This is a genomic window from Sinorhizobium sp. 8-89, from assembly GCF_030124325.1.
GTDB lineage: Bacteria > Pseudomonadota > Alphaproteobacteria > Rhizobiales > Rhizobiaceae > Sinorhizobium.
The window spans coordinates 102,678-124,092 of the sequence record NZ_JASKLR010000008.1; the positions used below are offsets into that span (position 1 = coordinate 102,678).

Genomic DNA, 21,415 nt, shown 5'->3' on the forward strand with positions numbered 1-21,415 from the left:
CGCAAGGGGCCCTGCAAGGCATTAAACTTGCGACATAATTTTCCTTCGGATCGCTTTGGTCCGAGCGGCTATGCAAGAACAGGCGAAGGCGGCGCCGACACCTTGGTATCGGCGCCGCCTTCTTTATTGGCGATCAGAGCTTTCCGGCATCTTCCAGAATGTCGGTTGCCTTTTCGGCCGCGGCATCGAGCGCCTCCTTCGACGTCTTGTCGCCGAGGATGGCGGCCTGGAGTTCAGGATAGACGGCGTTGGAGATCTCGATCCATTCAGCCGTCTGCGGGACCGGGAAAGCGTGTTTGGCCGCTTCCTGGAAAGCCTGCAACACCTCCGTCTTGTAGGCGTCGCCTTCGGCGGCCTTGATATTGTACTCCCACACGGCCGCGCGCGTCGGCAGCGGACCGGTCGCGGATTCCAGTTTCTGGCTGTCCTCGTTGGTCAGCCACCAGACGAGCGATGCGGCCGCCTCCTTGTTGGCGCAATCCTCGGTGACCGAGAAACCATGGTGACCGGACCAGCCTGTGCGCTTGCCCGAGGAGCCTGCCGGTTGAACCTTGACGCCGACATTGCCAGCAATCTTCGATGACTTCGGATCGTTGAAGAAGCCTGCCCAGCCAGGCCAGTCGAGATTGACGGCGATCGAGCCGGACGCAAAGCCTTGACCGAGATCGTCCCAGAGATAGTTCGTCGTGCCCGGGGGGACAGCCTTGTCCCTGTAGAGCTTGACGAACCAGTCGAGCGCCTTGACACCCGCCTCCGAGTTGAAGGCCGGACGACCATCTTTGTCGAGGTATTCGCCGCCCTCGGCGACCAGCATTTCATAAAAGCGGCCATTAATGGCCTCCTCCTTGCCAGCAAACTGCGTGCCGTAGAAGTTCGGAGGGGCTGCGAAGAATTCGGCCTGGTCGCTAACCTGGGCCCAGGTATCCGGCGGCGCAAGGTCGTAGCCGTACTTTTCCTTGAAGGCGGCCTTCTTAGCGTCGTCCTGATAGAGGCTCTTTTGATAGTAGAGCGCCGATACGTCGAACTGCGCGCGCGGAAGCATGACGAGCTTGCCGCCGAGCGTCGAGGCGTCGATTACGGCTGTAACGAACTTCGCGATCTCGTCCGACGGAAGCAGGGCGAAGAGATCGGTGTAGATATCGGGATACTGCGGGGCGAAGGAGGAGTGGTTGGAGCCGACACACCAGTTGATGCCGCCCGTGGCGATATCCGATTTGATCTCCTTGTCGAGTTCGAAGTGGTTCTTCTTCGACAGGATGTTGACCTTGGCGCCGGTCGCCTTCTCCCATTGCGCGATCCGCTCATAGAGCTTTTCGTATTGCTGTCCGCCGATCAGCTTGGCGTCGATCGTGACGCCCTCGAACTTGCCGGGCAGTTCCGCGGCGCTGGCCGCTCCCACTGCGCAGGCGAGCATGATGACTCCGGCCGAGACGCCGGAAAGCAGCCTGTTCATAACCTCTCCTCCACTGAAGCGCCCCTATTCCCGGCGCCGCCATTTCTCATTTGTGAGAAATTAATTTATATACAAACAATCATTTTATCGCTCGTCAAGGGCAAACTTTCTTTTGTCGGCGGCTTTGCCTGCGTATATGGATATTTATATTCACCAAGGAGTACCCCATGGACACTGAAGAGTCCGATCGCTACCGCGCCCCCGCGCTGGACAAGGGACTTGACATTCTCGAACTGCTGGCGAGCGTCGATGGCGGCCTGACGCAGGCTGAGATATCGAAAAGGCTCAATCGCAGCCCGAACGAATTTTACCGGATGCTCGACCGGCTCGTGCGCCGCGGCTATGTCACGCGAATCGATGGCGACCGCTATGCCCTGACACTGAAGCTTTTTGGTCTAGCCCAGTTGCACGCGCCGGTGCGGCGCCTCGTCTCCTATGCGACGCCTTTGATGCGTGACCTTGCGCAAAAGTCCAAGCAGGCTAATCAGTTGACCGTGTTCGATCGAGGGTCCGCCGTGGTCATTGCCCAGCAGGAAGCACCGGACTACTGGGGCATCTCGATTAGGGTCGGCTCACATATCAGCCTGTTCGACACGGGCTCCGGGCATGTCCTGCTTGCCTTCCGAACGCCTGCGGAGCGTGAGATGATGATTGCCGAGCATGCACGCAGCAAGGACGAGATCTCGCTTGGGCCGGAATTCTATGCGCGTCTCGACCAGATCCGCGAGCGTGGCTATGAAATGATGGCGAGCGCGCAGACCGCGGGCGTCTACAACCTTTCGGCTCCCATTCTTGGTCCCGACGGACGCGGTATCGCAGCACTGACCATTCCCTATATCGCGCTGGTCAACGCGCCATCTGCTCCTGATATCACCGAGACGATATCGCTCTTGCGCAACGCGGCGACACAGCTTTCGGTGCTCGCGGGATCGAATGTGGCGCACTCGTCGGAATGAGCAGGTGCCGACAATGCGTCGGCGCTTGACTTCACGATCACTCTGCAGATTTCTTATTTGAATGAGCTCTTCTTATGTGAGAGGGTGAGACATACGGAGGAGGCCTCATCTTGATCGTCGACACCCATCTGCATCTCATCAACAAGTCCGCGCTGACCTATCCCTGGCTGGCGGGCGTTCCGGCGCTGGATCGGGACTTTCTCTATTCGTCTTATGAGGCGGAAGCTCGGCGTGTCGGCATCGACACCGCGTTGCACATGGAAGTCGATGTCGATCCGCGTGAGATCGAGATGGAGACCAGCGAAGTTAGGCAGCTTTCACAACGGGAGGGTAGTTTGCTCAAGGGCGCGATTGCCGCGTGCCGCCCGGAAGAGGATGGCTTCGCCGCCTATCTCGAACGGCAGCAGAGTGATCCTCTCGTCAAGGGTTTTCGTCGCGTCTTGCACGTCGTCCCCGACGATCTGTCTGAAGGTGCCGTCTTCCGCGAGAACATCAAGCGGCTTGCCGGCAGCCGCTTTACCTTCGATCTCTGCGTCTTGCCGCACCAGATCCCAAAGGCCATCGCCCTTGCCGATCTCGTGCCCGATCTGCAGTTCGTGCTCGACCATTGCGGTGTTCCCGATATCTGCAGCGGCGGCGAGCATCCCTGGCGCGAGCACATGAGCGAGATCGCGCGACGGCCGAATGTGGTCGCCAAAATTTCCGGCGTCGTCGCCTATGCCGATGAAAGCTGGAATGTTGAGACGCTACGACCTTACGTCGAACATGCGATCGCCGTCTTCGGCTGGGACCGTGTCGTCTGGGGCAGCGATTGGCCGGTCTGCACCCTCGGCGGCAATCTCTCCACCTGGGTTGCGACCACCCACGCGCTGCTCAACGCCTGCAGTCCTGAAGAACGAACAAAGCTGCTTTCGGCAAACGCGCGTCGGATCTGGAAGCTCGTCTAAGGCAGCGCGCGGCCGCATCGTAGCCGCACACCTGCAATGCAAGGACTTAAGGGTTACACGGTCGCGAAGCTTTCGGAGAAGAGCCGGTTGAGATCGTCGACGACCTGCCTCGCCTTCTCCCTGCGCAGCAGCCCGTTATTGATGCGATCCGAGGCCGCCTGCTGGAATGGCATGTAACCATCGTGTCGGGGACGCACCCAGGCGGTTTCCAGCGTCTCGCGGGTCGCGCGGTAAAAGTCGGCCGTTGCCGCGTTCACTGCATCATCGTCCCAGGCGTCGCCGTGTCCCGCTTGTCCGCCGCCAAAGGCGTAGGCTTGGCGCTGCACCTCTCCGCTTGCAACCCAATAGGCAAAATCGCTCGCTTGCCTGATGGACGAAGAGAAGGCGGAGACGGCAATTCCTGTTCCACCAAGCGCAGAACCGCTCGGGCCATTCTGGCCGGCAACCGGGATGTTGCCAAACTGGATCAGCGATGGCCTGAAACCGGCAATGGAATAGCTGACATAGCCGTAGATCAACGGGGCGCAGGCGGTCGTTGCCTCCGGGCCTGACATCGCCTCCAGTACCGCGATAGGATCCATCTCGAAGCAGGCTGGATCGATAAGCGAGACAAGCTCACGAAGCATCTCGAAGGCGGCCACGCCCCCTTCATGGTCGACGAGCTCTGCTTGTCCATCCACCGCGCAGGGATGACCGAGATTGCCGCAGAGAGTATAGACGCTCATCAGCGAATGCGGCGGCCGCAGCGGCAGCAGCACTGCACCCGTGCGGGCGAGGTCCACCAGGTCGGACCAGCTCGAAACACGATCGCCAAGGTCCGGACGCCAGGCCTGGACCTGTGTCGCAGCATCGATCGGAAAGGCCCATTGGCGCCCGTTCCAGGCGTAGCTCGGATAGGATTGCCCGACGGAGCTCGTAGCCAGCGCCTGACGTTCGGCCTCCCGGCCAGCCACGTCGAGGGGCGCGAGGCACCCTTCGTTGGTGATCTGTCCTACGTGCGGATGATCGATAACGATCAGGTCATAAGCCTTGGCGAGTTCCTCGACCGGGTAGGTCTCGAAATCCTGCAGCGATCGCTTCTCCCAGTGGATGACAACCCCGGTCTTTTCCTGCCAGAGCCGGGAACACGCCACCATGGGATCGTAGCCGCGCGGATGGCTCCACGTCATGCCTTTCAAAGTGATGCTCATAGGCCGAACTCCTCGCGGATGGATGCACTGTGTTCGCCGATTCGTGGGGCCGCGCGGTCAACCTGAGCGCGCCGACCGTTGACCCGCAGCGGCGAACGCGTCGTCAGGATCGACACGTCGTCTTCGCGATTGACGGTTTGCAGCATGTCGAGGACGCGAAAACCGTCGCTCTCAAGCAATTCGTTCCAGTTGAGCACGCGAGCGCACCAGATGTCGGCCGGTTCGAGCACTGCCAACCAATGGTCAACGGTGTTGTCGCCCATGCGCTCCGCGATCAGGGTCTTGATCTCATCGCGCGCGGAGAACCAGGAAGACGGGTCGTCGCAATAGGGTGCGAGCTGCGGCATCTCTAGCAGCTGGGCAAGTCTTGAGATCGGCGTCATTGCGATGGCGAGATAGCCATCCTTGGCGGGATAGACCCCGTAAGGTGCGGATAGGTAAGCATGGGCGCTGCGGAAATCGGAGCGCTTTGGCAGCCGTCTGCCATCGTTGAGGTGGGTAGTCAGCACCTCGAACTGGAAATCGACCAGGGCTTCGAGCAGGCTCGTTTCAATGAGGCTGCCCTTGCCGGATATGCCACGGCGGACGAGGGCAGCGAGAATGCCCTGCGCGGCAGCGGCGCCGGCAAGCATGTCGCCAACGGCAAGACCGAAGGGGACCGGCCCTTGCGCTTCGTCGCCGTTCAGCCACATCACGCCGGAGCGTGCCTGCGCCAGAAGGTCTTGCCCGGGGCGCGTGACCCACGGGCCCTCTTCCCCATAGCCGCTGATCGAAGCGTAGACGATGCGTGGATTGATCGCCCGAACGGCCTCGTAGTCGAGCCCGAGCCGTTGGATGACACCGGGTCGGAAATTCTGGATCAGGACGTCGGTACTGGCGAGCAGCGCCTTCAGTGCCGCCACATCCGCTTCGTTCTTGAGATCGATCGCCAAACTCTCCTTGGCACGATTGATCGCGTGGAAAATCGTGGAGTCGCCACCGATCTCGGTGTCGCTCAGATAGAGGCGGCGCGAAAGATCTCCGCCATCCGGGCGCTCGATCTTGATGACGCGCGCGCCCAGGTCCATCAGTCTCAGGGAGCAATAAGGACCGGAGAGAAACTGGCTCATGTCGACGACGACAAGACCGGCAAGTGGCAGTTCGTTTTTCTCGTGCATCGCTATTCTTATTTCTCTGTCTTGCCGACGAAGTCGGCCGGATTCCTATACCTCACCGTCTGCAGGTGCTCGCAGTAGAGCACCAGTTCGCCCTCGTTCTTGAAGACCTGGTAGCTGGCTCGGGTCAGGCCCAGCTCCTCGTAGCGCGGTGTCTTGTCCATGTTGGTGCGGATCGTGTAGATCGTGTCGCCCAGAAACACCGGCTTGATGAAGCGCAGCTTGTCGTAGCCATAGGAAAAGGCGTTGACACAGTTCGTGGCGACGAGGCCGAGACCGGCCGAGAAGACGAAGGCGCCAGCCACCAGGCGACGGCCGAAGATGCCCTCGCGCTCCGCGAACATCTGATCCTGGACGTAAGGGTGAATGTCGACGACCAGTGTATTGAACAGGTGACTGTCGCTCTCCGAGATCGTCCTGCGCAACGAACGGATGCGCTGACCGACCGGCCAATCCTCGTAATACCAATTCTCCGCATTCCAGACCGGAAGGGCCGCATGATCCTCCGGCATGTCGGAGGGGCGCGTCGTGGAGACGCCGACGGTCGGCGCGAATTCATCCATGAGGAAGCCCTGTGCCGGTTCGTGCCAGCGTCTGCAGCTGGCGATTCTTGATCGTGCTTATCAAACGGGCGCGACTGCGGTCGTTGAGCAATATCTCCTCCTCTATTTTCTTATGTAAAGATCTTGTTCACATATGGAGCTATTTTGCAAGATGCAAATGGGCGGTCGCTCAGCCTCCAACCAAGCGCACCGACCAATCAACCCCGATCCACGGCGGGATGTCCTGAGCAAACTCGAAACCCCTATCCACTTGCTAGACACTGGCGAGATGCTCGAGGGGACGCCGCGCCCAGCGCCCGCGCCAGCAATATAAAGGGCATACCCGGCGCAGGCGCTTCAGCGCCGCAGCCAGTTCATTGTTTCAATGGCCTAGGCTCTGCTACTGGCGTTATCCACAATCATCCGCTCGCCAGGATCCGGTCTTCGACGTCACGGTCGTGGAAATCCTCAATACGTAGGCAGCGTGCAGAAAGACCACGGACTGCCGTGCATACTGTCGGACGACGGCTCAATAGCCGTATCGGGCCATCGTCGCGGCAAAGATTGGGATGAGCGGAAAGATGGCGCCCTGCGCGATGATAAAGCCGCGTGTTGCGGCTATTTCCTTGGTCGGGACGGTAAAACCCTCTTCGTCGGCCGACATGCGCCATTTCCGGATTTGAAGCGTCGGGCGGACGGAGAGGAGTCCGACCGCCACGAAGGCCGCCATCTTTGACCAAAACGCCCAGTTATAAATGTATGCCTCCCATCCCTTGAGGCCAAAAATGATGCGCCCGATGCCGACGAGGATCACGAGGACGGCGATCGCTCCGTAATATGCATCGATGCGGGAGAGCCGTTTCACGCCCGCTGCAGACAATCCGGGGCGTATCATTGCCGCTTCCGTGGCGATGATCGCCGCTAGCAAAAAAATCAGGACGTGGTGGGCGCTGGCAAGAACAAGATCTGTAAACATGGGCATTCCCCGATTCAGGTGACGAAGGATCGGCAGCAACGCCTGCGGATCATGCAAGAATTTCGGATAGACAGCCTGATTTTAACGGTGTTAAGATAGCGGCGTTCTTAACAGTGTCAAGATTATGATTCAAGTTGTGCCGGAAATGCAGGCTCGGGGATATCATCACGGCGATTTGCGAACCGCGCTGATCGAAGCAGGACTGGCGCTGCTCGAGCGCGAGGGGCCGGGTGGGGTGAGCTTGCGTGCGGTGGCGCGGCAGGTCGGTGTCAGCCAGGCCGCCCCCTACGCGCATTTTCACGGCAAGCGCGAACTGATGTCGGCCATCGCCACCGTGGGATTTTCTCGGCTGCGGGATCTGATAGCACCACTCGCATCCGATCCTGCGCGAAGCCTCGGCGAACTGGGCCTGGCCTATCTCGACTTCGCGACGGCGAATCCGGGTCTTTACAGATTAATGTTCGGTTCCGACGAGCACATAGACATGCGGAACGAGCACCTGTCGGCGGCCAGTCGCCAAGCACTGGATCTCCTAGCCATGAAAGCCGGCCGGAAGGGGTCGGATGCTATTCGCGATCCCGGCCCGATCGCGGCCTGGTCCTTGGTGCACGGGCTCGTAATGCTTCTCATGGACGAAAAGCTGCCGTCCGGTTTGGACCAGAGCATGCCAGCAATTCTCCGGCTTCTGGAACCGGGGATCGCCGAGCACATCCACGAAGGGCAGCCTTAGGAGAAGGTAACGTCCGCGACCTACTTCTCCCTGGAAATCGCCGGGCGCGAACTGCCCGTCGCCACCCTGGTCAGCCGTGCTTTGCCTGGACAAGCTGCTCGATGGTGCTTTCGACCGAATGCTGCCAGTCCGGCATGGTCCAGCCGAACGTTGCGGCGAACCTGGCGGTTGCGAGAGACGAATTGGCGGGACGGCGTGCCCGCGCCGGAAATTCCTCCGTCGCCACGCTTCGAACACGTGACCACGGCCCACCTCGAGCACGACTTACCGAAAGGATATGGCGCGCGAAATCCGCCCGGTTGACCTTACCCGTGCCGACGAGGTGATAGACCTCGGGGATTTCATCCTGGCGGGACCGGATCAGGAAGGCGGCCGTCTTGAGCACTGCGTCCGCGATGTCGAGAGCCGAGGATGGATTTCCCCATTGGTCGGCTACGACTGCAATCTCTTCGCGGTTCTTCGCAAGCTGCAGCATGGTCTTTACGAAATTCTTGCCGAAAGGGCTGTAGACCCAGGCCGTACGCAGGATGATGTGGCGGGGATTTGCCGCCGACACGGCCTTTTCTCCGGCAAGCTTGGAGGCGCCATAGACGTTCAGCGGAGCTGTTGCATCGTCTTCCGCGTAGTTGCCCTCCTTGAACCCGTCGAAGACGTAGTCTGTCGAAAGGTGGATAACCGGAACCCCGAGGCGGGCTGCCGCTTCGGCGACGGCGCCAGCCCCGACTGCATTGACCGCGAAAGCCAGATCCGGCTCGTCTTCGGCTTGGTCGACCGCGGTGTAGGCAGCGGCGGAAACGACAAGATCGGGGCGATGACGCTCGAGCGCCGGCAAGATCGTCTCCGGGCGCGCCAGCTCGAGGTGCGGCCGCCCGACCGCAACCACGTCGAGATCCGGCCGCCCGCGCGCCCTTTCCGCGAGGCTGAGCGCCACCTGCCCGGTGCAACCTGTCACGACGATCCTCATGTGACGCTCCGAAGTCGTCCTCCAAGGCGAGCGCCCGAATAACGTTCTTGCCGTATCGGCTCCCACCACCAACTGTTATCGAGGTACCAATCGATCGTGTCGCTCAGACCCGCCTCAAACCCCCGCTTCGGTCTCCAGCCAAGCTCTCGCTCAACCTTCGAGGGATCGATCGCGTAGCGTCGGTCGTGGCCCGGCCGGTCGGCGACAAGGGTGATGAGATCCCGATGGCTCTTGCCGCCCTTGCGCGGTCGGCGAATGTCGAGGAGATCGCAAATGCTCTCCATCACCGACAGATTATTACGTTCGGCCCGGGCACCGATGTTGTAGCTCTCCCCTGGCCTTCCCTGCCTTATGACAAGCTCCAGCGCGCGTGCATGGTCGTCGACATGGAGCCAATCTCGCACGTTCGCTCCCGATCCGTAAAGCGGCAGCGGCTTGTTCTCGACCGCATTGATGATGGTGAGCGGGATCAGCTTCTCGGGAAAATGAAACGGGCCGTAATTGTTGGAGCAATTCGAGAGCACCACAGGCAGTCCATAGGTCTGGTGCCAGGCGCGGACGAAATGATCGGCGGCCGCCTTCGACGCCGCATAGGGCGACGACGGCGAATAGCGTGACTCCTCGGCGAATACTCCGCCACCGAAGGGAAGATCGCCGAATACCTCGTCGGTCGAGACATGGTGGAAGCGAAACCGCTCGCGCGCTTCTCCCCCCAATTCGCACCAATAGGTCAGCGCGGCAGAGAGCAGGCGGACCGTGCCGAGGACGTTCGTCTCGGCAAAAACATTCGGCCCCTCGATCGAGCGATCGACATGGCTCTCGGCCGCAAGGTGCATCACCGCATCGACGCGCTCGCGGCGCATGATGTCCAGCAGCGCGCCCTCGTTGCAGATATCAAGCCGATAGAATGTGTAGTTCGGCCGCCCCTCGACTGCCCGCAAGGAAGCAAGATTGCCGGCATAGGTCAGCTTGTCGACATTGACGACGCGCGTCGCGCCGCTCGCTACCAGGTGCCGGCAGACCGCAGAACCGATGAAGCCCGCGCCGCCCGTGACCAGAACCCGCATCGCCGCCATCTCCCTACGCGAACTGAAAAGAGGCGGAGTCGACCAACAGCGGCGCGTTCCGGTCCTTCGCGGAGAGCCGCAAGTGGTCGGTATCCACGGGCCACGCGATCCCGATTTGAGGATCATCAAAGCGGATCGCTCGCTCGTGCTCCGCGGAATAGTGCTCACTCACCTTGTAAATGACCTCCGTCTCCGGCTCGAGGGTGACAAAGCCGTGGGCAAAGCCCACAGGCACCAGAATCTGGTTCCACGCCTTGGCGGAGAGTTCGAGCCCGACCCAGCGGGCGAATGTCGGCGACCCTTTGCGGATATCCACGGCGACGTCGAACACCCGCCCCCGAACGACCCGGACGAGCTTGGCCTGTGCACGGGGCGGAAGTTGGTAATGCAGGCCGCGGAGCGTTCCCGCCGCGACCGAATGGGAGTGGTTGTCCTGCACGAAGGTCAGATCGATGCCGTGCGCAGCAAGCGTCGAGGCATTATAGGTCTCCGAAAAGAAACCACGCTCATCGCCAAGTCTGCCTGGCACGATTTCGAGGACGCCGTCGAGGCCGAGGGGGCGTAACTCAAGCATCTGCAAGCTCCCTTATCCGTCGCTGGAGATAGGTCGTATAGTCGTTCTTTCCGAGCAGATCGGCACGCGCCAGCACCTGGTCAGCCGAAACATAGCCGAGTTCGAAGGCGATCTCTTCCGGGCACATGATCTTGATGCCCTGGCGGTGTTCGATGGTGCGCACGAAGGAAGCCGCATCGTGCAGGCTGTCGTGGGTGCCAGTGTCGAGCCAGGCGAAGCCCCGACCGAGACGGCAGACATGAAGATCGCCTCGAGCTAGATAGGCGCGGTTTACGTCGGTGATCTCCAGTTCGCCGCGCGCAGACGGTCTGATCGAGGCGGCGATGTCGATCACATCGTTACTGTAGAAATAGAGGCCGGTGACGGCCCAGCTCGACCGCGGCCGCTTCGGTTTCTCCTCGATCGTTTCGGCAAGCCCGCTCTCGCCGCTGAAGCTCACCACCCCGTAACGCTCGGGGTCATCGACGCGATAGGCGAACACCGTGGCGCCGGTCTTGCGGGCCGCGGCTTCCCGGCAGAGTTCAGGCAGGCCCGCGCCGTAGAAGATATTGTCTCCGAGGATCAGGGCGACGGCACCGTCCCCGATGAAATCCCGGCCGATGATGAAGGCCTCCGCGAGCCCGTTCGGCTCCGCCTGTTCGGCATAGGAAATCGATAGGCCGAAGCCGCTGCCATCGCCGAGCAAACCTTCGAACAGGGGCCTGTCCCTGGGCATGGTGATCACCAGGATGTCGCGAATTCCAGCCAGCATGAGCATGCCAAGCGAGTAGTAGATCATCGGCTTGTCGTGGACGGGAAGCAACTGCTTCGAGACCGAGATCGTCACCGGGTAAAGCCTGGTTCCTCTGCCGCCCGCAAGGATGATGCCCTTCATGCGGTCTCTCCGGTAAAGTTCGCGCATCCAGGTGAACGCCGCCCGCGGGCCCGACCTTTTTGTGTCACGGTCATCTTGCGCTCGCGCCCCCTCTTTCGGCCGGTCTGATCGCCGCGGCGCCGGCGGGACTGAGCTTGCCGCAGCGCCAGAGGCTGTAGGAAGGCTCCGTGTCCCAATCGTAGTAGAAAGCCGCCGTCAGCCGCCCTGCCTCCATCAATTCGCCAAAGGCCGCGCGCACGGCGCCGATCGCACTTTCCCGTCGCCGATCATCGATCGGGCAGGAACGTGCCTTGTTGGCAATCCCCCATTCCGTGACCCAGCAGGGCTTGCCCAGGGCGGAAGTTAGGCAGAAATCGAGGAGGCTCGTCACCCGGGCGTTCAGCGCCGCCGGTGCGATCCGGCCCGGATAGATGTGAATGCCATAGGCATCCACAAGGCCGTCGATCCCCCGATCACGAAGAAGCGTTATGACTTCGCGCGGGTCGAGCCGCTCCATCCCGCGCCTATCCGCCTCCTGGGCAGCCATGTCGGAGAGACCAGCGCTGATGACTGCCGCATCGCGGCTATGCAGCGTTGCGCGCACTTCTTCACGGCTGATCTCCACGGCCTGAACATAGACATCGAGGCCTCGTTCGAACGCGGCTCGGTCCTTGAGATCGGCAACGGTGCGCGGGGTTCGACCGCTCGGCTCCCGATAGACGAGAAGATCGCCATTATAGGCGGCGTAGTTGATCTCGTTTCCGGGCTCGATCGCCTCAAGGCGAATACCCAGCGCATCGATACGCTGAAGCGCCGCGCGCAGTTCCTTGCGGTACTGGTCCAGGTCGAGATCGGATAGCCGGTGGACATCCCAAATCCGACCGAAGCCGGTTCGCGGACGGGCGCTCTCGGCATAGAAGCTCTTGTTCGAAAGCTGGATCTCGAGAAGGATGCTGAGGCCGAGCCTGCTGGCGATCGCCAGCGCCTCGATGCTCTTGTCTACCGGCCGCGATAGCGACAGGCGAACGTTGGTCGCGCCGCTCGCTGCGATCTCCTCCAATATCCTTTCCTGCTCGCTGCGGGTCAGCCAGGCAAGATTAAGCCGGTTGACACCAACGCGAACCGTTGATGTCTGCATGGCATAGGCGGTCGTCAGCTCCGCAAACGGCGCGAGTGCAAGCAGCGCAGCAAAAGGCAGCGCCGCGCCTGAACCTGCCACTCTTTGCTTGAGCCTAGAGACCGACATGCGCGAGAGCGCTGCGGAAATTGGTCTCGCAGGCCGAGTAGCGGTCGATGACCGCCTGCGAGTCGATCTTGGACAGGAAATTCGCGAGATAGGCCCTCCGGTCCGTCTCACGGTTCCAGATCGCCGCCTCCATATAGGGGAAACCGATGAACTCCAGCATCTCGCGCATGCGGTCGTCGACGGCGATCATCAGAGCGGGCACGCCCGCCTGCATGCCGATGATGCAGCCGTGGAAGCGGCGACCGAAGCAGAGATCCCGCGAGGAAATCCAGCTTCGCCACTGGTTGGTATCGAAGAACACCAGGAGCTCGTGCTTTCTTTGCCACTTTTCGGAATGCTTGTATTCGGTTTGCCCGGTGATCCGCCCGCTTGCCCTGTCATAGACCGGGACGTCGTCGTCGCCCGGCAGGGCAAGATTGTAGGCAACCACCTCGTCCTGGATGACGTAGCTTGCGACGCTGTCGGGCTTGAGCAGCGCATGGGCATCCACGATCGTATCGGCGACGCTCCCGAGATAACCTCCGAAGGCGATCTTCTGGGCTGCGGCCAGTTCCGGATTGGCGAGAGAGGCGAGTGAGCGTTTCATCTCGCTGGGCGCAAAGAAAAGCGACGGGCAGCCCGTGGGCTTCACGAACTTCATGCCTTGTTCTCTTAAGAATTCGGCCGTGAAGTAGCCACGTGTGAGAAAGAAGCTTTCCTTCTTCTTGAGCACTTCCAGGAACTTGAGAGTGCCGGCCGGCAGTTTTTCCTTGAGCCCCTCCCTGCGCTGGATGCCGATACCCATGACCACCACAGGCATCTTCAGCTTGTCGAACACCTCCGCCTCGAGATCGGCGGAGTAGCCGGGCCGCAAGAGATTGGCCGAGGCGAACACGCAGATATCGAATTCCCGGTTGAGATGCTCGTAGATGTCGCCGGAGTCGCGGCTGTTGGCGAGATGCCAGAAGGGCACATAGGTAACGTCATGTCTGCGCAGGCTGTGGGCGGCGCCCTCGCCGATCAGGTAGTTGCCGGTGTTGGCGATTTTCCGCACCTGGTCGATCAGGTCCTTCTTGGTCCTGACCTCGTCGAAATAGGGCCTGTGACGAACCTCCGCCCCGGATACGCCGGCAACGGTTCGCTGCAGATAGGAAGGTATTCCGGTAAGCAAGATACGCATCGATACACCTGAGTTTTAGTTTCTTGCGAACAGCTAATGGCCGATGCCGATTTCGCGCAGCGCCGAACGGAAAGTGCGCTCGCGATCAGAATATCGGTCGACCAGTTCCGATGCGTTGAGCCCGGCGAGGTGATCGGCAACGAACTCGGCCCTGTTTTCGGCCTTGTCGAGATCGACGGCATCGATGGCTGGCAAGCCGGTATAGCCCAGCATTTCGCGCATCCGATCGTCCACCGCCACCATCAGGCTCGGGACCGCTGCCTGCATGGCGATGATGGAGCCGTGGAAGCGCCGACCGAAATTGAAGTCCATGGACGACGCCCAGGCGCGCCACTGGTTGGTGTCGAAGAAGGTGCGTATGTCGAATGGCGTTTTCAGCCGTTCCGTGCCCGAGTAGCTAAGTTCACCAAGCATCGTGCCGGAGGCGGAGTCGTAGACGCGACCGTCGCCATTTGCTTCCACTTTCATGTCGAAGTGGAGGAACTCGTCCTGGATTACGTACTGCGGGCGCGAATCCTCGGGTGCCAAGGTGATGGCATCGACGATCGCATCGTGATTGGCGCCGAGGTAGCCGGAGAAAATCGTCCGTGCCTTGCCGACCTTCACATGCGGCAGCTTCTTCAGCGACGCGCGCATATTGTGCGGCATGAAATAGATGGAAGGGCAGCCGGTCGGCTGGACGTAGGAAAAGCCTTGATCCTTGAGGAAGCCCGCCGTTTCAAATCCGCGCGTCAGGAAATAATGCTCACGCTCCTTCAGGACATCGAGGAGCCGCTTCGTTCCCTCCGGCAGGCTATTCTCGAGGTCACGGCGATTCTGAAGACCGATGCCGAGCATGACGATCGGCATCTTGAGCTTGCTCAGCACTTCCGCTTCGGCGTCTGCCGAGAGGCCCTTGCGCAGAAGATTGGCGCAGGTAAAGACGCAGATGTCGAAGTTATTGTTGAACTCCTCGAGACCAACGCCGTTCTTGCTGCAATTGTAGAGGTGCCAAAACGGCACCTGCTTGGCATGCGGCGCGATTGCGCGCAGCGCCCCCTCACCGATCAGGTAGTTTCCGGTATTGCTGATGTTGCGAAGCTCCTGAAGAAACTCGTCTTTCGTCTCGGGCTGTTTCTGCCGCTCCGAATAGGAAACGGACAACCCGTGCGCGCCATTGGCGAGGCGCGTGTAGTGACCAGGAATTCCCGTCACGAGGATTCGTGGACGCATGCGATAGACCCTTCTTCTTGAAATCGGCGGGAGCCTTCAGCCCACGGCCGCTACTTCGGGATTGGATGTTTCGCGCCCGCGAGAGACCGCGGCGCGCGAAAGCGACGAATTGTTGACCGAGCGGTCGCACCAATCGAGGAACTCCCCGAAGGAGGCGCCCCAAGAGCGGCGTGCCGCCGTTCTGAGGCAACCCTCCATGAGCGGCGCGAGCTTTTGGCGATTGCGGGCCACCTCCTCGATGACCTTCGCCATGTCGCGCACCACCTGCGGATCGGCTGCAGCATCGATCAGGATGCCGTCTTCTCCGTCCGTTATGAGCTCGTCGACGGCGCCCACCGCAGTGGCGATCGGGACGCAGCCGAGCTGCTGCGCTTCCGCGATCATCAAGGGCGCGCCTTCCCAGCGCGAGGGCATCACGAGGACGTCGGCCCAACCGAGTGCCTTGATCAAATCCTTGCTTGCAAAGACAGGTGGGCGCACGTCGACACCGAGTTCCTTGAGCCTGTCGGCCCACGACATGGTGGCGTCGGCGAGGATCTCCCCGCCGATTGCGCGCGCGTCGAAGGGGACGCGCGACGCACGCAGCTCCACGATTGCCGCAGCCAGCCGATCGATGCCCTTCTGCTGATCGAGCCGGCCCATATAGAGAACTCTGAGCCGATCGTCCTTGCGGTCGATCCGTCTTACCGACAGGACCTCGGCCAGGATCTTGGGGGGTACGGAAAAGCTCGCGCCGTTGGGCACGGCGAAGGTCTTCTCGAGAGGAACGCCGAAGCTGTGCAAGTATATCTTGAGCTGTTCGGAGCAGGTGAGAAACGCATCGTAGCAATGCTCGTGGGCAATCGCAGCAAAGGGCTGGCCCGCCGGCCTTTTGAAATGCGTATTGTCGACGACGTGAAGGTAGCAGGCCGTGCGTGTTCCTTCGGAGCGCAACCGCGCAATGAGCGGATGCACGGCCATTACATGGTTGTTGATGACGAGGTCGAAGCCGGAAAGCTGGCCTTTGAGCGCCGCCCAATCCACCTCGTGGCCCTCGGCTATGAAGTCCTGCCCAAGGAACGAGCCGGAGCCGCCCCAGGCGGGAATTCCCTGGTCCCAGAAGTGAATGTAATCGAAGCTTGCATCGAATTCGTCGATCAGGTCCATTCTGGACGTGCCGAGCACGAACAGGTGGGTCTCGTAGCCCGCCGCCTTCAGTTCGCGCGCGGCTGCATAGACGACCTTCTCGGCGCCCCCGAACGACGCATTCGGCACCAGCAGCGCTGCGGTTCGCTTGCCGTTCTCACTATGTCCGAGCGGCAGGACAGGCGAGCCTCCGATTTCATGGCGGAGCGCCTTGTGAAGTTCCCCATAAGGCACGAGCCGCGCCGGGCGCCAGGTCCAGCGCCTGCCGGCCGTCCGCCGCAAGGGACTGGCCGCGATTGCATTGACGCAATTTATCATCACCTGCTGAGGCGTGATGTGGGAGCGACGGGGCAGAGTTCGTGGGAAAGGGAAGCGCACCTTCAGGACCGCCGATGTGGGCCATACCTGCTGCTGGCCGATCGAGGCGAACCAGTCGAGCGCGTTGTTCTGGATCACGTCGCGCACGAGCGAGGTCGACAGGAAGATGAGATCGGCGTGCGCGACGTTCTGGGTCCCTGCCTCCAGGAAGATAGGCTCGATCTTGCGCTGCGCGGCATCGTTGCCGAGCTGGACGAAGATGACATTGACCTTCTCGCTCAGGCGCTCCAGGTGGGAAAGCACGTTCGGCAGCATGCGCGACCGCAAGAGAAGGTCGAGGGTTGCGCCGCTTCCAGCCACAAGGAATGGCGGGAAGTGCACGTTGTCCGGCTCCCCGATACTCGCCCAGAATGCCGGGATGATGTCGTCGAGACGAGGCCTCGCGGGCGCCTTGGTTGGATCCGTAAAGAACGAAATCGCTGCGTCTTCCGTTCGCGCGAAAAGGTAGCGCGGGCATTCTTCGTGCTCGAAGTCGACGAGCATCGGGCGCTGGAACAGGGCCCGATGCCGTTTTCTGAGGAAGCTGACCGAGGCGGCGCGGTCGCGGTTCGCCTCCTTGAAGCGGCTTTCGGCCCGGAGCCTATATTCGAAGGTCGTATCGTGGCACGGCGTTCCGACGAATCCGTGTTCGATACAGGAGAGCCAGAACTCCCAGTCCTCGAAACCGTTCTGCCGGTCGTCGTTGAAGCGGACGCCTGCTCTAAACACGTCGATCGAGATCATCGAGCCCGTATCGCAGATATTGTCCGTGATGCAGTGCACGAGCCGCGAGTAGCGGTTGCCGTAGTGCGCCCGCCAGCTCACCGAAAAAGTATCGATGTTGGTGTAGACCCAGCCGGAACCGCTCGAGCGAAGCTGCCGGTAGAGGGTTTCGACCGTGCCCGGCAAGACCCGGTTGTCGGCATCGAGAAAATAGACCGCGCGCGCCTCCGGCAGGTTTTCGAGCACGTAGTCGATGGCCCGGTTGCGAGCTCCGCCCGGCCCGGCATTCGCGCCGAAAAGCACATGAACGGCTGGATTGGCCGCCGCATAGAGGAGCAGCTGGTCGAATGTTTCATGCCGCGGGTCGCCATCGACCGAAACGACGATGGCGATCCTGCACTCGGAAAGTGCCGAGGCCAGGACCGACTCGATCGCCTCCAGAGCAAGCGCGGCGTGCCCGTAGAGCGGCATCGCGACCGCGACCAGATCCGGCATGTCCCTATTCGTTGACATGGGACGCTCCTGCGGACTGCTTCACCAGCCGGAAGCCAGACACTTTGAGCCAGGAGAAATCGACGGAATCCGACACCGCGCGGCTGAGGATCATAAGATCCATGGGCGCTCGCACCGGTTCGTCCAACTGAAAGTTGATGTTGATCGCCTTTTGGGCAGTCACCTCGCGCCACCCGCTGAAGAACGCCGAAGGCTTGGCCGCACCCTTGCGCGCGAGTTCCGCCACCTCGGAGCGCGCGTTCGAATTTGCCGGAGCGAGCAGGAAACTCACTGCCGCGGGCGCGCCCTGCGGATGGTCGATAACGGCGCTCGCCGAGAAAGATATCGTGCCAGGTTCCACGGCGCGGCCGATGGTGCCGGCTGAAATGCCACTCGGCAGCGGATGGCATACCACCGCGTGCTCGTGCTCTAGGAAGCGAACCGTCTGGAACTCCGGAACAATGGGCGTCACGGAAACATCGACGATCTGGCTCAACAGGTCGACCGCGAGGCGATAATCCTCAATGAAGTGGCCGTCGAGCAAGGCGGTGGGCGCGATCATGTTGGGCATGCGGGTCGGCCTGACGCCCGGCAACCCTGTAAACACCCGGAATGCCAGAGGCCGCAGGTCGAGATCGGGATGAGGCGCCTCCGACCGGGCCGTGTAGCGCTCGCTCGCGATAGGATAGCCGAGCGAAAGTCCAACCATCTCCCCGCCGGTTGTGGAGACGCGAAGCCGCAATGTCCTTGCTCCGCCTCCGCAAGCTCGCGGCAGCGCGAAGAAACTCCAGCCTGCGGCAAGCTGCGTGTATGGCACGGTCCACTCGGCCACGCCTTCGCCATTCTCTACATAGCCCAGCACGACCACCAACTCGCCGCCGTCCTTCGGAACGGAATGGAGGTGAAGCGCCACGCCGGCAACGCCATGGCTGGAGACCGGCAGGATCTGCTCGACGTAGCCGGTTGCAAGGAGCTGCCCGACCCCCTCGTCCTTTGGATCGACATAGGGGTCGTGCGCGAAGACCTCCGTAACCGGCTCCCAGTTGCGCGCCTGGAACGCATCTTCGAGGGCACGATAGTTCTCGAGCAGGCTTTCGCGCTCACGCCGGAGAATGGCAAGCTCGGATGTGATCGAAGAGGTGAACCGGGCAAGCCGCCCTATCCCGCCCTCCATCAGCGCATGAACGAGTGTCAAGCTCTCCGCCCGGTTGCTCGCATCAATCCTTTGAACGGGTATCTCGGGAACCGTTCCGAGCGCCTGGACAGCGGCAAGCCCCTCTCTCAGGTGGGACTCTCCCTCGGCCGAGAAGGCGAGCGCAATCAGCGGAAACGCATTTTGCAGGGGAGACTGGGAGCCTGTATCCGCCTGAAGAAAATGAACCAGATGTTCGATGCCGCTCCCTTCGACATTTGCCCGGTCCCGATCAGATGCCACGATCAGCCTTCGCTTCGCCGGCGATTGCCTAATACTAGAAGACATCAACTCTTGCACGCAGCGACCTCAGAATAATCGTATTATGCGGAAGATGAAATTTTCGTGACAAATGAATAACTTCACTCGTCGAACTCATCTCAGAAAACATATCGAGGTTTTCTGCAGCGCACAATAAGAATTTTACGAGATCTAGACTTTTATTATACTTCAAAAGTTGAAGCAATATTCAAGCAAACTGCGATTCCATCGAAAGCATCGTACTTTTGCCGATTGCCTTGCCGATCAATGCCAATTGACGCGCAAGGCAATCTTCCAGCCGGAACCGCTGTTCGACCGTCCTGCGTGCTGCGGCGCGCAACTCGTGGAAGCCGTCCGGCCGTGCCAGTACGTCGAGAATGGTTTCGGCGAGCGCATCCGTGTCAAAGAACGGGACCAGTAGACCATTCCGGCCCGAACGGATGATCTCCTGGACCGGGGCGGTATCCGATCCGATGACCAGAGCACCGCAAGCCATGGCCTCCACGACCGACCAGGACAGAACGAAGGGATAAGTGAGGTAAAGGTGAGCGGCTGAAATCTGAAAGAGCTGGCGCAGCACGGAATGGGGTACGACGCCGGGAAAAATCAACCTCTCGCGCGGGACGTCCAGCGATTGAAGAAGATGCTCCTTCCAGGAGCCCCCGCCGGGCGGCGGCGCACCGTAGCTCACGCCGTCGCCGCCGACGAAGACGAACAGCGCGTTCGGATGCCGCCGGACAACCTTGGCGGCTGCCTCCAACGCCTGCGGAAATCCGCGATAGGGCTCCATGTCGCGTGCGACGAATGTGACGATTGGCGGTGCGCCGGCCTTGAGCACGCGCCCGTCCGGAAGCTTCAGCGAAGCTGTCGGATCGGGGCGGAAGCGCCGTGTGTCGATCCCCTCGTGGCACACCGCGATGCGGTGCCGTACATCGGAAGGATAGAGGCTCCTCTGCCAATTGGTCGGGCTGATACCTCCATCCATCGCTTCGAGCGACAGGAGCTGCGCGGCGTTGCGAAGACGCAATCTCTTGCGGGTCTCCGAATCGGGCTGGTCCTCAGGGACAAAGCCGACATCCGCCCCTTCGGCCCGATAAAAGAATTCGCAGTACCCGAGTGCGGGCGTACGTGGCAGCACGTCCTTTACGAACATCATGCTGCCCCAGCCGATATGGCCGAGGACGATGTCGGGGACCTGGCCAAGGCGCGCCATAGCTTCGAAGGTCTCGGCGACCCGATGTCCGATTCGCACGTGATGGTCGGGAACGCCCAAATGTCGTGCGATCTGCGGATGCACGCGCGGACCGGGCTCCGCTCGATGTCGAACCACCCGAACCGAGGGGATTTTCTGATCCACCGTTTCAGTGACGAGGGTCACCTCGCTTCCCGCCTCAGCCAGATGGGAAGCCAGGGCGGCGAACTGGCCAAAACCACGACGGTGTACAAACGCTACATGCATGTTCTTGACCATTCGCCACTAGATCACGATGAATTTTAGGTCGGATCGACCTGAAATCACGAACGCGATCGATTCTAATGAGTTAGCGCGGGATGCAGGCGGAAAACCGCACACACTTTTCCTCATCCCGCGCTGGGTCATGCGTTGGAAGGCACGTCAGATGCCGTAGCGAGCGGCATTGCCCCAGACCAGTTCGAGCCGGTGCAGCGTCTGGAAGGCGGTCTCGAGGTTCCGCCGATCCTGCTCGCCATGGCTGAGGGCGCGCTCATAGGATTTTGCCGCTTCCCGCAGCGCAGTGCAGAGCTGCCTCCCCTTCTCCGATAGCCTGATGCGGGCCGACCGCTTGTCGCGCTGGGAGGCTATCCGGTCGATATAGTCCCCGTCGGCGAGCTGCTTGAGGTAGTAGGAGATGTTGGAACCGACATAATGGCCACGGTCGAGGAGCTCTCCCACCGAGAGTTCGGCCTCGCCGATGACCAGAAGAACCATCGCCTGCGCCGACCCAATGTCGTCGACGCCGAGCTTGGTCAATTCCGTGCGCAACAGCCCGGAAAATCGCCGGCTCGCCCGCTCCATGACACGCGCCAGCTCGAAATATGTGATCAGAGATCTGTCTCCGTCCTGATCGCGCCCGGGGTCCGGAGTATTCCTGGTGGTGTCACCCTCGGGCTCGACCACCACGGCATCTCCGAAGTCTGCGAACGGATAGAGAATCCTGTGATTCATTCCTCTCTCCATTAGGGAATTTACTTCATTATCCGGGAATTTACTTCAAAAATTGAA

The 21,415-nt window shown here is 61.0% G+C and carries 19 protein-coding genes; 3 read left to right on the top strand and 16 right to left on the bottom strand.

Translation table 11 applies throughout. The features are described 5' to 3' along the window. Positions 1–133 precede the first annotated feature (133 nt). On the bottom strand, positions 134–1,453 hold the full coding sequence (locus QN219_RS17260) for a sugar ABC transporter substrate-binding protein (RefSeq protein WP_405052161.1): 1,320 nt from the start codon (positions 1,451–1,453) through the stop codon (positions 134–136). A gap of 167 nt (positions 1,454–1,620) precedes the next feature. On the opposite strand from QN219_RS17260, the gene QN219_RS17265 reads away from it, so the two are divergent. Both QN219_RS17265 and QN219_RS17270 read left to right on the top strand, forming a co-directional pair. Continuing rightward, positions 1,621–2,409 carry an IclR family transcriptional regulator gene (locus QN219_RS17265; protein WP_284000981.1) on the top strand — a complete coding sequence of 263 codons (789 nt, stop codon included), beginning with the start codon at positions 1,621–1,623 and terminating at the stop codon, positions 2,407–2,409. A gap of 110 nt (positions 2,410–2,519) precedes the next feature. After that, positions 2,520–3,356: an amidohydrolase gene (locus tag QN219_RS17270; protein WP_284000982.1), complete on the top strand. Its 837-nt coding sequence runs from the start codon at positions 2,520–2,522 to the stop codon at positions 3,354–3,356. Between the two features lie 53 nt (positions 3,357–3,409). Here QN219_RS17270 and QN219_RS17275 read toward each other — a convergent pair whose 3' ends face one another. The 4 genes from QN219_RS17275 to QN219_RS17290 form a co-directional block, all read right to left on the bottom strand. Then, the gene (locus tag QN219_RS17275) at positions 3,410–4,546 is read right to left on the bottom strand and encodes an ABC transporter substrate-binding protein (RefSeq protein WP_284000983.1); all 1,137 of its coding nucleotides are present in this window, start codon (positions 4,544–4,546) and stop codon (positions 3,410–3,412) included. Next, positions 4,543–5,703: a CaiB/BaiF CoA-transferase family protein gene (locus tag QN219_RS17280; protein WP_284000984.1), complete on the bottom strand. Its 1,161-nt coding sequence runs from the start codon at positions 5,701–5,703 to the stop codon at positions 4,543–4,545. Before QN219_RS17280 ends, QN219_RS17275 begins: the two co-directional genes overlap by 4 nt. A gap of 8 nt (positions 5,704–5,711) precedes the next feature. Next, positions 5,712–6,263 (bottom strand): MaoC family dehydratase, encoded by a 552-nt coding sequence (locus tag QN219_RS17285; RefSeq protein ID WP_284000985.1) that lies wholly within the window; start codon positions 6,261–6,263, stop codon positions 5,712–5,714. 508 nt (positions 6,264–6,771) lie between these two features. Beyond that, positions 6,772–7,275 (bottom strand): DUF2214 family protein, encoded by a 504-nt coding sequence (locus QN219_RS17290; RefSeq protein ID WP_284000986.1) that lies wholly within the window; start codon positions 7,273–7,275, stop codon positions 6,772–6,774. 67 nt (positions 7,276–7,342) lie between these two features. Here QN219_RS17290 and QN219_RS17295 point away from each other — a divergent pair, with 67 nt between their 5' ends. Then, positions 7,343–7,948 carry a TetR/AcrR family transcriptional regulator gene (locus QN219_RS17295; RefSeq protein WP_284000987.1) on the top strand — a complete coding sequence of 202 codons (606 nt, stop codon included), beginning with the start codon at positions 7,343–7,345 and terminating at the stop codon, positions 7,946–7,948. A 70-nt stretch (positions 7,949–8,018) separates the two neighbouring features. On the opposite strand, the gene rfbD is transcribed toward QN219_RS17295, so the two are convergent. From rfbD to QN219_RS17350, 11 genes are all read right to left on the bottom strand, one after another. After that, on the bottom strand, positions 8,019–8,912 hold the full coding sequence (gene rfbD, locus QN219_RS17300; RefSeq protein WP_284000988.1) for a dTDP-4-dehydrorhamnose reductase: 894 nt from the start codon (positions 8,910–8,912) through the stop codon (positions 8,019–8,021). Then, positions 8,909–9,979 carry a dTDP-glucose 4,6-dehydratase gene (rfbB, locus tag QN219_RS17305; protein WP_284000989.1) on the bottom strand — a complete coding sequence of 357 codons (1,071 nt, stop codon included), beginning with the start codon at positions 9,977–9,979 and terminating at the stop codon, positions 8,909–8,911. Before rfbB ends, rfbD begins: the two co-directional genes overlap by 4 nt. 13 nt (positions 9,980–9,992) lie before the next feature. After that, positions 9,993–10,553, bottom strand: a complete 561-nt coding sequence (gene rfbC / locus QN219_RS17310) for a dTDP-4-dehydrorhamnose 3,5-epimerase (protein ID WP_284001131.1) — start codon at positions 10,551–10,553, stop codon at positions 9,993–9,995. Further along, the gene (gene rfbA, locus QN219_RS17315; RefSeq protein ID WP_284000990.1) at positions 10,546–11,427 is read right to left on the bottom strand and encodes a glucose-1-phosphate thymidylyltransferase RfbA; all 882 of its coding nucleotides are present in this window, start codon (positions 11,425–11,427) and stop codon (positions 10,546–10,548) included. The genes rfbC and rfbA overlap by 8 nt, the downstream gene beginning before the upstream one ends. A 70-nt stretch (positions 11,428–11,497) precedes the next feature. Beyond that, positions 11,498–12,604 (bottom strand): glycoside hydrolase, encoded by a 1,107-nt coding sequence (locus tag QN219_RS17320; RefSeq protein ID WP_405052164.1) that lies wholly within the window; start codon positions 12,602–12,604, stop codon positions 11,498–11,500. A gap of 34 nt (positions 12,605–12,638) precedes the next feature. Then, positions 12,639–13,811, bottom strand: coding sequence for a polysaccharide pyruvyl transferase family protein (locus tag QN219_RS17325; RefSeq protein ID WP_284000991.1), 1,173 nt, complete (start codon positions 13,809–13,811; stop codon positions 12,639–12,641). 33 nt (positions 13,812–13,844) lie between these two features. Beyond that, on the bottom strand, positions 13,845–15,023 hold the full coding sequence (locus tag QN219_RS17330) for a polysaccharide pyruvyl transferase family protein (protein ID WP_284000992.1): 1,179 nt from the start codon (positions 15,021–15,023) through the stop codon (positions 13,845–13,847). Between the two features lie 36 nt (positions 15,024–15,059). After that, the gene (locus QN219_RS17335; protein ID WP_284000993.1) at positions 15,060–17,741 is read right to left on the bottom strand and encodes a glycosyltransferase; all 2,682 of its coding nucleotides are present in this window, start codon (positions 17,739–17,741) and stop codon (positions 15,060–15,062) included. Then, positions 17,728–19,200 carry a DUF6212 domain-containing protein gene (locus QN219_RS17340; protein WP_284000994.1) on the bottom strand — a complete coding sequence of 491 codons (1,473 nt, stop codon included), beginning with the start codon at positions 19,198–19,200 and terminating at the stop codon, positions 17,728–17,730. Before QN219_RS17340 ends, QN219_RS17335 begins: the two co-directional genes overlap by 14 nt. 181 nt (positions 19,201–19,381) lie before the next feature. Beyond that, positions 19,382–20,632 (bottom strand): glycosyltransferase family 4 protein, encoded by a 1,251-nt coding sequence (locus QN219_RS17345; RefSeq protein WP_284000995.1) that lies wholly within the window; start codon positions 20,630–20,632, stop codon positions 19,382–19,384. A 156-nt stretch (positions 20,633–20,788) separates the two neighbouring features. Next, positions 20,789–21,358 carry a MarR family transcriptional regulator gene (locus tag QN219_RS17350; RefSeq protein ID WP_284000996.1) on the bottom strand — a complete coding sequence of 190 codons (570 nt, stop codon included), beginning with the start codon at positions 21,356–21,358 and terminating at the stop codon, positions 20,789–20,791. Between the last annotated feature and the right edge of the window lie 57 nt (positions 21,359–21,415).